Source organism: Pseudomonas monteilii (genome assembly GCA_001534745.1).
GTDB classification, from domain to species: Bacteria; Pseudomonadota; Gammaproteobacteria; order Pseudomonadales; family Pseudomonadaceae; genus Aquipseudomonas; species Aquipseudomonas alabamensis.
Genome location: CP013997.1, coordinates 2,165,249 through 2,175,535, shown reverse-complemented (window position 1 = coordinate 2,175,535; position 10,287 = coordinate 2,165,249). Strand labels below are relative to the sequence as shown.

Annotated in this window: 8 protein-coding genes and 1 pseudogene; 6 read left to right on the top strand and 3 right to left on the bottom strand. The window is 66.6% G+C overall.

Going from position 1 to position 10,287, the window contains the following annotated elements; all coding sequences use genetic code 11:
* Nucleotides 1–291: 291 nt before the first annotated feature.
* Nucleotides 292–1,071: a hypothetical protein gene (locus tag APT63_09495; protein AMA45841.1), complete on the top strand. Its 780-nt coding sequence runs from the start codon at nucleotides 292–294 to the stop codon at nucleotides 1,069–1,071.
* A gap of 545 nt (nucleotides 1,072–1,616) precedes the next feature.
* On the opposite strand, the gene APT63_09490 is transcribed toward APT63_09495, so the two are convergent.
* The 3 genes from APT63_09490 to APT63_09480 all read right to left on the bottom strand — a co-directional run bounded on the left by APT63_09490 (nucleotide 1,617) and on the right by APT63_09480 (nucleotide 3,866).
* Nucleotides 1,617–2,564 carry a transposase gene (locus APT63_09490; GenBank protein ID AMA45840.1) on the bottom strand — a complete coding sequence of 316 codons (948 nt, stop codon included), beginning with the start codon at nucleotides 2,562–2,564 and terminating at the stop codon, nucleotides 1,617–1,619.
* A gap of 467 nt (nucleotides 2,565–3,031) precedes the next feature.
* Nucleotides 3,032–3,355 (bottom strand): hypothetical protein, encoded by a 324-nt coding sequence (locus APT63_09485; protein AMA45839.1) that lies wholly within the window; start codon nucleotides 3,353–3,355, stop codon nucleotides 3,032–3,034.
* Nucleotides 3,336–3,866 carry a hypothetical protein gene (locus tag APT63_09480; protein AMA45838.1) on the bottom strand — a complete coding sequence of 177 codons (531 nt, stop codon included), beginning with the start codon at nucleotides 3,864–3,866 and terminating at the stop codon, nucleotides 3,336–3,338. Before APT63_09480 ends, APT63_09485 begins: the two co-directional genes overlap by 20 nt.
* A gap of 333 nt (nucleotides 3,867–4,199) precedes the next feature.
* Here APT63_09480 and APT63_09475 point away from each other — a divergent pair, with 333 nt between their 5' ends.
* The 5 genes and pseudogenes from APT63_09475 to APT63_09455 all read left to right on the top strand — a co-directional run bounded on the left by APT63_09475 (nucleotide 4,200) and on the right by APT63_09455 (nucleotide 10,287).
* Nucleotides 4,200–5,717, top strand: a complete 1,518-nt coding sequence (locus tag APT63_09475) for an ABC transporter substrate-binding protein (protein ID AMA47845.1) — start codon at nucleotides 4,200–4,202, stop codon at nucleotides 5,715–5,717.
* Entirely contained in the window at nucleotides 5,714–6,649 is a 936-nt protein-coding gene (locus APT63_09470; protein ID AMA45837.1) for an ABC transporter permease, read from the top strand. Before APT63_09475 ends, APT63_09470 begins: the two co-directional genes overlap by 4 nt.
* Entirely contained in the window at nucleotides 6,646–7,467 is an 822-nt protein-coding gene (locus APT63_09465) for an ABC transporter permease (protein AMA45836.1), read from the top strand. Before APT63_09470 ends, APT63_09465 begins: the two co-directional genes overlap by 4 nt.
* Nucleotides 7,464–8,855 (top strand): annotated as a pseudogene (locus APT63_09460) (ABC transporter ATP-binding protein). Before APT63_09465 ends, APT63_09460 begins: the two are co-directional and overlap by 4 nt.
* Nucleotides 8,856–8,979: 124 nt before the next feature.
* Nucleotides 8,980–10,287 (top strand): porin, encoded by a 1,308-nt coding sequence (locus tag APT63_09455; protein ID AMA45835.1) that lies wholly within the window; start codon nucleotides 8,980–8,982, stop codon nucleotides 10,285–10,287.

The window sequence follows — 10,287 nt, the reverse complement described above, 5'->3', positions numbered from 1 at the left end:
GGCGGCAAGGTCCTTCCTGGCGAATGAGCCGGGGATTCAAGCACCGCGGTCTGGGCCTGTATGTCCCCCCAAACCCGGACACCGGATGGCACTGTCCCAGGTCAAGGTGTCAACATGCCACCACTGCCCTACCATTGGTCTGTCAGTGGGGCCTGATGGTTAACTGTCCCCTTTTTTCGGTACAGACACAGGGCGGCGTTCGGGCTTGAATCGGCGTCTTGACTGCCGACCGACCGTCCGGTCACGCACGGCACGGATGCCCTAGACGAACCAATCCAGGATGATGACGGCATGAAACTCAGCCACTGCAGCACCCATGACCCCGATCCAGCGCTGTACCTGCGTCTAGGCGAGTTGATCGCCAGCGCGGGCGAGCCGTCCTTCGCCGAGCAGCTGTTCGCCTTCGTCGGCGCCCAGGTCCCGATCCAGGGCCTGGACCTGCAGGAGTGGTCGGTACAGGCCGACCCTCGTCGGGTACAGGTCTCGCGCGCCCTGGGCCAGGCGACCCCCGAGCATCCGCCTCGGCCGCCCGAGGCGCTGGCCGCGTCGATGCTCGACAGCGTGCTGGACATGGAAGCGCCGCTGCTGGTGCAGTACCGGGCGGCCCAGGACCTGCCACGCTCGGCTCGCATCGGGCATGCCTGCTCGGTGGTGTCGTGCCGAGGCCCACTGCGCTGGGTAATCGGCTTTCACCGCTCGGCGCAACTGCGGGGGTTCAGCTTGAGCGAGCTGTCGCTGCTCAAGGTGCTGTCCGACACCCTGCTGCCGCTGGTGGAGCAGCATGCTCAGCTGACCCCGCTGCCTGCGCGCACGGACGGCGCGGAGACGGCTGCGGTCGATCCGGGATCGCTGCGCTCGGCCTTCGCCGGGCGCCTGGCACACCAGGCGGTGACCCTGTCGGCGCGGGAACAGGAAGTGTGCCTGGGGCTGCTGACCGGCGTCACCGTGCCGGAGCTGGCCGAGCGGTTGAAGGTCAAGGGCAGTTCGGTGGAAACCTACCTCAAGCGCGCGACGGCCAAGCTGGGGGTGAGTGGGCGGCGTGGGTTGACGCGGTGGATGGTGGGGGTCTGAGGCGAGATGCCGGGGCGGTTGAGCGGGGGCTGGTGCGATTAGCCGGGCGCTAGGCCTTCGCTTTTTCGAGACGATGCTGTTGCTGTTCTGTGGGCCCTGGCGGGGGGCCTCACATACGTGGCCGCACCGTGGCGTGGCAGGCTGTCGCGGGATCCTGTGGGAGTTCAGCCCGCCGCCTTGGCGTCGCGATGTCGCGCAGAGAACATGACGGTGGCTAGCAGGATCCGGGCTTTATTGCTGATCGATTTAGGGCCGCTTTGCGGCCCATCGCGGCACAGGGGCCGCTCCTACACCCGTAGCCCCACCGCAGCGTTGCAGGCTATCGCGGTCACCTGTGGGAGTCCGCCCGCCGCCTTGGCGCCGCGCTGTCGCGCAGAGAACATGGCGATAGCTTCCCTGGTGCAGAGGCTTTATTTCTGATCGGTTTCTGGGGCCGCTTTGCGGCCCATCGCGGCACAGGGGCCGCTCCTACACCCGTAGCCCCACCGCGGTGTTGCAGGCTATCGCGGTCACCTGTGGGAGATTCTATGGTAATTGCCAAGCGCTTAAGCGGCTTTGGGGCGATATTCCTCTCCGCTTCTGATCAGGGCAAAGACCACTCGAGCCAGCTTGCGGGCCAGCATGACCAGGACTTGAGTCTTTTTAAAACCGCGGCTCTGCTTGTCTTCGTAAAACGTTTTCCAAGCAGCTGTCCTGCCTGCTGACATCGCCGCGTTGTGCAGCAAACGACGGACCTCTGGATCGCCTCGTTTGGTCAACGTCGAGCGTTCTTTTTTCTTGCCCGACTGAGCCACTCGCAGGTCCATTCCTAAAAAGGCGATGAAGGCATCGGCACTCTTGAACTCGCCTCGCTGGTAGGTGGCGACCAAACGCGCAGCGGTAAGAAAACCAATACCTTCAACTTTCATACACTGCTTTACTAACGGCATCAGTCCTGCCTGGTCGAGCAGCTTCTTGATCATGTTTTCAATGAGGTCTTCAAGGCGCTTCATCGAGGTGAGCTGGGACTTCAAAAGGTTCTTGAGCAGCGGCTCACCCTCCCAGCTCAGTCTCAGCGCTGTACGCGTCTGGACGAGCATCGCGCGCCTGCGAAACAGGCTGACAAGGTCGCGATAGAGTGTCGAAGGGGGGATCCAGGGGGTAAGATTAGCGCCTTCGTTCTTGAGGTACCGGGCCAGTACCCTTGCATCGATCGGGTCGGTCTTGGCGCGTGAGCCAATACCTTTTCGGTAGTGACTCAGGGCATAACCATCCATCAAGTAAAGGGTATGTCCTGCTTCATGGACCATATCGGTAAACAGCAGGTGATAGACATTGGTGGCCTCGATTGCAATCGAGACCTTGCCGTGCAATGCCTTGATCCATTGTTTAATAGCCGTCTTGTTGTTGGCAATAGTGCTCAACTGTCCGGAGCTGTCTTCGTAAATGACGAGCTCAGCCTTAGCAACGTCGACGCCTATGATCGTGCTGTGTTCGGATGATGGCATTGCCATGAGCGCGTCTCCGCAGGTAAGGTCTAAGGGCTTGAAGGGCCACCCAGAGGCGCAGGCTTGTACTTTCGTCGGTCAAAACCGGAAGCATTCCTTATCGGCGCTTGGGTGAAGGGAGGAGGGGCGAAATCTCCCACGGTCTGTACTGCGCGAACAGTCAGAAGCGGATCTAGTCCCTCCTCCTCCCTTCAAGTCCTACCATACAAGCGGCCCCTGCCGGGGCGCCGGACCGGCCGCAATTAGGCCCGCAGGGCCCACAAAATTCTGAAATTATTCCCTTTAAAATCAATAGGATATTTATTTTCTGTGGGAGCGGGCTTGCCCGCGATAGCGTCCGGGCCGTCGCCGCCTGCATCGCGGGCAAGCCCGCTCCCACAACCTGCTTGCGCAGCCCTGCCTACACCGACGGTCTGCAGAGGTCTGTGTGGGCGCTGGCTCGTCAACGAGGGTTGATCGTGCAGTCAGTACCGCTATGGCCTGTCGTTCAAGCCCAGCCCTTCGATGAAGATGGCTGCCGTCTTGGGGCCTATGCCTTCGAAGGCCAGCAGCTTGGGCATCAGCGGTGCCGGGTCGTGGAGCAACCGATCGACCTCGCCCGCGTGCGCCTGCTCGAGTCGCAGGGCAAGCGCATGCAGGCGCCGGGCCGTGGATTCGTCGTAACGGGCATACCCGCCCTGCCCCAGCAACGTGACCAGCTGCCGATGCCCGGTACCGCGCAAGGTGCGCGCATCGGCCAGCACGCCAGCAGCGCGCAGGCCCTCGAACGTCTCCGGCTCACTGCCAGCCCAGTTCACGACGAATCGCCGCGCGGTACGGTGTGTCCAACTGCCGGGGGACCTGCTGGATGTAGTGGCGTGCATGCTCGCCCATCTCGCCCTGCAACCCGTCAAGGTAGCGGACCGCGTCCTCCTGGGACGGGAGGCGGTTCTCTACCCCGGCGAAACGCGGCGGCAAGCCTGTCCAGATGACCGCATCCAGGCCGCGTGCTGCCGCCCATGGGATCAGGTGACCCCCATGGCCCTGCTTGACCAGCAGGGTACCGATGCCGTCGGTGCGCTGTTCGGGGATCTGCTCGCGTGCACGCAGCATGCGGCAGGCATCGTCGAGGTCATCGGTGTCCAGCAGGCTCCAGAAGACCGGGAGTACGGGTGCATTCAGGCACAAAGCGGTGGACAGCTCGCCACCATCGGCCACGCGGCAGAACTCTACCGACACCTCCGGGCCGTCGGCACGCCAGTCGCCACGCACGCGCAGGGGGCCGGATTTCCACAGCAGGGAGCCCCAGCCAAGGCAAGCAATCTTCATCTAGGGGTCTCTCAGGTCAAGGTGGCTTGTCTGAAGATGGACAGTGGCGGCTGGCCAGTGTTTCCCCGGGGTTGTTCACCTGTCACCCCTTGTCACGCCTCATCGGGCTGGCCGCGATCCGTTTTGGGGCGCGTTTCGGACGGATGTAACAATGTGTTTCAGATATAGACGTTATATAATCACATTACATATCATGGCCAACCTCTTCATTCGATGAACGATTGTTCATCCTCGGTGGCAGGGACGGCCCTACCGCGCGCTTCGCGGGCGACGCCGACCTTGCCCTCGGTCGTCAACCAGAAGGAATGCCTCCCCGTGGTCACCAAGCTCCGCCTGAACCTGCTCGCGGCCTCGTTCGCCGCCTGGGCCGCCGTCTCGTCCGCCTCCGTGGTCGCCGAAGACCGCGTCTTCGACGTCGTGGCGCCGTTCGAGATCGTCGGCCTGGACCCCTCGGTGTCCGGTTTCATCTTCCAGCGCATGCAAGTCACCGAAACCCTGCTCGAAGCCGATGCCGACGGGCAGCCGATCCCGGCTTTGGCCGAGCGCTGGCGGGTGTCCGAGGATGGCAAGACCTGGCACCTGACGCTGCGTCAGGGCGTCACCTTCCATGACGGCAGCGCCCTGACCGCCGCTGCCGCCGCCCATGCCCTGAACGTGGCGCGCAGCAAGCCCGGCATCCTGCGCAATGCGGCGATCAGTGCCATCACCGCCGAGGGTGCTGACGTGGTCATCCAGCTCGACCAGCCCTTTGCGCCCCTGCTGTCGCTGTTGGCCCACTCCTCCACCAGCATCCTGGCGCCGGCCGCCTACGATGCCCAGGACGCGGTGAAAGCGATCATCGCCACCGGCCCCTACCGCGCCACCCTGATCGAGCCGCCGCAACGCCTGAAGACCGAGCGCTTCGAGCAGTACTGGGGTGCCCGGCCGGTGATCGAGAAGGCCACCTACCTGGGCGCGGGCCGTGGCGAGACGCGTACGCTGATGGCTGAAAGCGGTGGCGCCGAGCTGGTCTTCCAGCTCGATCCACCCAGCATCGCCCGGCTGTCCCGTGCGCAGAACGTGCAGGTGCTGACCGGCCCGGTGCCCCGGGTGGTGATGCTGGCGGTCAACGCAGGCGCAGGTGCCACGGGCTCCGTCGAGGTGCGTCGCGCCCTGAGCCTGGCGATGCAGCGCGAGGGCATCGCAGCAGCCGTGTTGCGCGCCCCGGGCACCGCCGCCACGCAGATGTTCGCCGCCAACGTCACGGCCTGGCACGACCCCAGCCTGCCCCCGTTGCACCATGACCCCGAGGCGGCCAAGGCCTTGCTCAAGACCCAAGGTTGGACTCCCGGCTCCGACGGCATCCTGGAAAAGAACGGCGAGCGTCTGCACCTCAAGCTGCTGACCTTCGGCGATCGCCCTGAACTGGCGCTGATCGCCACCGCCTTGCAGGCCCAGCTCAAGGAGGTGGGCGTGGAGGTCGAGGTGGCGGTGGAGAACCTCAGCGCCATTCCGGCGGCCTATCACGACGGCAGCCTGCAACTGGCGCTGTTCTCGCGCAATTACGCCCTGGTGCCGGACCCGCTGGTGACCCTGTACGGCGACTTCGGCCATGGCGGCGCCGAATGGGGCCCGTTGGGCTGGAAGAACCCCGCCTTCGACCAGGCCATGACCGCGCTGCTGAACAGCAAGACGCCCGCCGAGCAGCAGGCCTTGCGTCACCAGATGCTGGCGCAGGTGCAAAGCGAGCTGCCGCTCATTCCGGTGGCCTGGTACCGCCAGTCCATCGCCGTGTCCAAGGACGTGGAAGGCGCGGCCATCGACCCGTTCGAGCGCACCTTCGGCCTGAGCACGATGCGGTGGGCCCAATGATCCGATTGCTGGGGTTTCGTCTCTTCCAGGCCCTGATGGTGGCGCTGCTGGTCGGCGCCCTCACCTTCCTGCTGATGAGCCTGCTGCCGGGCGATGCCGCCTACCGCATCGCCGCCGGCCGCTACGGCTACGACATGGTCAACGGGGCGGCGGCAGAGGCCGTGCGCGCCGAGCTCCAGCTCGATCAGCCGGTGCTGTGGCGCTTCGTTGGCTGGATGGGCGACGTGCTGATTTTCGACCTGGACACCTCGCTGGTCTCCGGCACCCCGGTGGCCGAGGTGGTTCGCCACGAACTGGGCAGCTCGGTACGCCTGGCGCTGGGCGCGGTGCTGCTGTCCTTGCTGATCGGCCCGCCGCTGGGCGTGCTGGCCGGCCTGCGTCCCGGGGGTTGGCTCGACAAGGGGCTGTTGCTGCTGAGCACGGCCACCCGCGCCGTTCCGCACTTCGTCCTGGGCGTGGTGCTGGTGCTGGTCTTCGCCGTGTCGCTGGCCCTGCTGCCGTCGGCCGGTCACGGTACCTGGGCGCACAGCGTGCTGCCGACCCTGACCCTGGCCCTGGGCCTGGCGGCGGTGTCGTCGCGGGTGGCGCGGGACGCCACGCTCAAGGTCGCGGCCTCGCCGTTCTATGCCTTCGGCCGGCTCAAGGGCCTGAGCGGGGCGCGAGTGTTCCAGCGTCACGGGCTGCGCAACATCGGCGTGCCGGTGGTCACCTACCTCGGCGTGCAACTGGTGTACCTGATCGAAGGCGTGGTGGTGGTCGAGACGCTGTTCGCCTGGCCAGGCATCGGCCATGGGCTGGTGCATGCCATCGTCCAGCGCGACCTGCCCATGGTCCAGGGCACGGCCCTGGCGATGGGCCTGATGTTCGTGTTGCTCAACACCGCGGTCGACCTGGCCAACCACTTCATCGACCCGCGCAGGAAAGACGCATGAACCTCGAACTCGCCATCGCCGACGCGGCGCCAGCGCCGCGCCACCTGCCGCGCCTGCTCGGCTACGCCCTGCTGGCCCTGCTGGTGACCCTGGCCGTGCTGGTGCCACTGCTCCGGGGCCTGGACATCGGCCGGCAGGACTACAACGCCATCCTCTCGCTGCCATCGGCCGCCCACCCGCTGGGCACCGATCACCTGGGGCGCGACATGCTCGCCCGCCTGGCCTCGGCCGTGCGTCTGTCCCTGGGGCTGGCCGTGGTCAGCGTGCTCACCGCCGCCGTGCCAGGCGTGCTGCTGGGCATCCTCGCCGCCTGGAAAGGCGGCCTGACCGACAAGTGCCTCGGCCTGGTGGCCGAGATGTTCCTGGCGCTGCCGGGGCTGCTGCTGGTGCTGCTGGTGGTGGCCATCCTGCCAGGCTCGTTCATCGCGCTGTACGGCGCGGTCGCCCTAGTGCTGTGGATCGAGTACTTCCGCATGACCCGGGCCCTGTCGCGCACCGTGCTGGCCTCGCCGGCGGTGACCGCCACGCGGCTGCTGGGCTTCGGGCCGGCGTACATCATCCGCCGTCACCTGTGGCCGGAACTGGCCCCGGTGATCCTGACCCTCGCAGCCTTCGGCGCAGCGTCGGCGATCATGGCCATCGCCGCGCTGGGGTTCATCAGCGTCGGCGTGCGCCCGCCCACCGCGGAGCTAGGCCTGATGATCACCGAACTGCTGCCCTACTTCGCCGAGGCCCCGTCCATCATCGCCCTGCCGATCCTGGTCATCTTCCTCATCGTGCTGTCGCTCATGTTGATCGCTGGAGGGCGTAAAGCGTGAAACCGCTCCTGAATACCCATGCACTGGAAATCCGCACCGCCCACGCCCAACTGGTGGAGCCCCTGTCGATCGAACTGTTCCCCGGAGAGGTGCTGAGCATCATCGGCGAAACCGGTTCTGGCAAAAGCCTGTTCGCCCAGGGCGTGGTCGGCAACCTGCCGGCCGGCCTGCATGCCCGGGGCCAGGTCGCGTTCGGCAGCGGGTTCGCCGAAGACGGCCAGGACACGGGTCGCCAGGCCCTGTGGGGCCGGGAAATCGCCGTGCTGCCCCAGGAACCCTGGCTGAGCCTGGACCCGACCATGCGCGCCCAGGCCCAGGTCTCGGAAACCTACCAATACGTCGTCGGGACACCGCCCGACCAGGCCCGCGCCCAGGCGACCCGGGACCTCGATCGCCTGGGCCTGGCCCACACCCAGGACCGCTACCCCTTCCAGCTCTCCGGCGGCATGGCCCAGCGCCTGGCGTTCGCGGCCACCCATGCCGGCGGCGCCAAGGTGATGGTGGCGGACGAGCCGACCAAGGGCCTGGACAGCGCCCGCATCGGCGAGGTCATCAGCCTGCTCAAGGCCGGCCTCGAGGACGGCGGTGCGCTGCTGATCATCACCCACGACATGGACGTCGCCCGCCGCCTGGGCGGCAAGGTGATGATCATGCTCAAGGGCAGGATCGTCGAAAGCGGCCTGGCCGAGGAGGTCCTCGACCATCCCCAGCACCCTTACACCCAGCGCCTGCTGAATGCCGACCCCGCGCGCTGGCCGGCCCCGGCGCCTCGGCCCCTTGGCGGCGAACCGGTGGTGCGTGTTCGCGACCTGTCGGTCAGCCGTGGCGGGCAGACGCTGTTCAGCCACCTCGATTTCAAGGTGCGGGCGGGCGAGATCGTCGGCGTCACCGGGCCGTCCGGGTGCGGCAAGTCCACCCTGGGCGACGTCATCCTCGGGCTGATGGAGGCCCAGCAAGGCCGTATCGAGCGACAGCCCGGCACACCGCGCGTGGCCTATCAGAAGCTGTTCCAGGACCCGGTCGCGGCCTTTCCGCCGACGGTGACGCTGGCGCGCAACCTGAACGATCTGGTCAAGCTGCACCGGCTCGACGCGAACCGCATCGGCCCGCTTCTGACGCGACTGCGCCTGGAGCCTGCGCTGCTGAACCGTCTGCCGGGCAACGTCTCGGGCGGCGAGCTGCAACGCTTCTCGCTGCTGCGGGTGCTGCTGCTCGATCCGGTGTTCATCTTCGCTGACGAACCCAGTTCGCGCCTGGACCTGATCACCCAGCAGGAGATGCTGACGCTGCTGGTCGAGACCGCACGGGAACAGGGCACCGCCGTGCTGCTGGTCAGCCACGACGAAGCCCTGATCGAAGCCGTCTCGGACCAGCGCATTCGCCTGGGCGTACAGGCCCCCACGCCTGCCTGCGCCAGCGCTGCCGCCTCACCCCGTCCTTCGCCCGCTCCGCTCAACGTATAGGCCACGCTCCGTGAAGACTTCTCTGACGACCTGCTCCTTCGGGCTGGTCATGCTGGCCAGCCCCCTGGCCAGCGCCGACTCCGCGCAATCGAACGCCAACGGCTTTCTCGAAGACAGCCGCTGGGGCGTGCTCAACCGCTCCGTCTTCGACCAGCGCGACTACCGCCACGGCGGGCGCAACGGCGCGGCGCGCAATGCCTACAAGCCGCGTGCCGCACGCAACGGCAAGGCCGAGGAATGGGCCTACGGGCTGATGGGCACCTTCCAGTCCGGCTTCACCCCCGGCCTGATCGGTGTCGGTGTGGACGCCCATGCCTACCTGGGCGTGCGCCTGGACAGCGGTGGCGGTCGTGCCGGCAAGGCTCGCCTACTGGGCCTGGACAACGAAGGCCACCCGAAATCGAGCTACGGCCGCGGCGGCGCGGCGCTCAAGCTGCGCATGGCCGACACGGTGCTGGCGTACGGCGAACAGCGGGTCAAGACGCCGGTGTTCAGCTCCTCCGACAGCCGCCTGCTGCCGGAAACCGCCACCGGCTGGTTCCTCACCAGCAAGGACATCGACACGCTGACGCTGGTCGCCGGCCACTTCACCGAAAGCACCGACCGCAACGCCAGCAGCCATGACCGGGGCTTCGTGGTGAACTACTCCAATGGCCGCCAGGGCGACAGCGTCGACGTGATGGGGCTGGTCTGGGCCCCCTCGAGCGCGTTCACCGGCAGCCTGTACACCTCACGCTACGAAGACACCTGGAACCAGCACTACCTGGGCAGCACCTTCGCCCACGCGTTCGATGACCAGCGCAGCCTCAGCCTGGACCTGAACCTGTACCGCACCACCGATACCGGCCGCGCCTTGTCCGGGCGCATCGACAACACCACCTGGAGCCTGATCTCGCGCTACAGCCAGGGGCCGCACACCGTTAGCCTGGGCTGGCAGCAGGTCGATGGCGACACGCCGTTCGACTACGTGACCCGAGGCGCGATCTTCCTGAGCAACGCAGTGCAGCTGTCGGACTTCAATGCCCCCCACGAGAAGTCCTGGCAGGCCCGCTACGACCTGAACCTGGCGACCTACGGCGTACCGGGCCTCAGCCTCTCGGCCGCCTACGTGCGCGGTTTCGACATCGATGGCCGCCAGGCCGATCCTCGTGGGGGCTATGCGTACCTGGGCTATGGCCAGGGCGGCAAGCACTGGGAACGCGACCTGGAAGCCAAGTACGTCATCCAGAGCGGCAAGGCCAAGGGCACGACCTTCTCGGTACGCCACAACGTCCACCGCGGCAACGCTGCCCAGGCCGAGCTGGACGCCGACCAGATCCGCCTGGCCGTGGAGTTCCCCCTGACCGGCACGTTCTAG

Excerpts from the sequence above, each read along its gene's own strand:
- APT63_09495 (AMA45841.1), top strand. The coding sequence starts at position 292 with ATGAAACTCAGCCACTGCAGCACCCATGACCCCGATCCAGCGCTGTAC.
- APT63_09490 (AMA45840.1), bottom strand. The coding sequence starts at position 2,564 with ATGGCAATGCCATCATCCGAACACAGCACGATCATAGGCGTCGACGTT.
- APT63_09480 (AMA45838.1), bottom strand. The coding sequence starts at position 3,866 with ATGAAGATTGCTTGCCTTGGCTGGGGCTCCCTGCTGTGGAAATCCGGC.
- APT63_09470 (AMA45837.1), top strand. The coding sequence starts at position 5,714 with ATGATCCGATTGCTGGGGTTTCGTCTCTTCCAGGCCCTGATGGTGGCG.
- APT63_09465 (AMA45836.1), top strand. The coding sequence starts at position 6,646 with ATGAACCTCGAACTCGCCATCGCCGACGCGGCGCCAGCGCCGCGCCAC.
- APT63_09455 (AMA45835.1), top strand. The coding sequence starts at position 8,980 with ATGCTGGCCAGCCCCCTGGCCAGCGCCGACTCCGCGCAATCGAACGCC.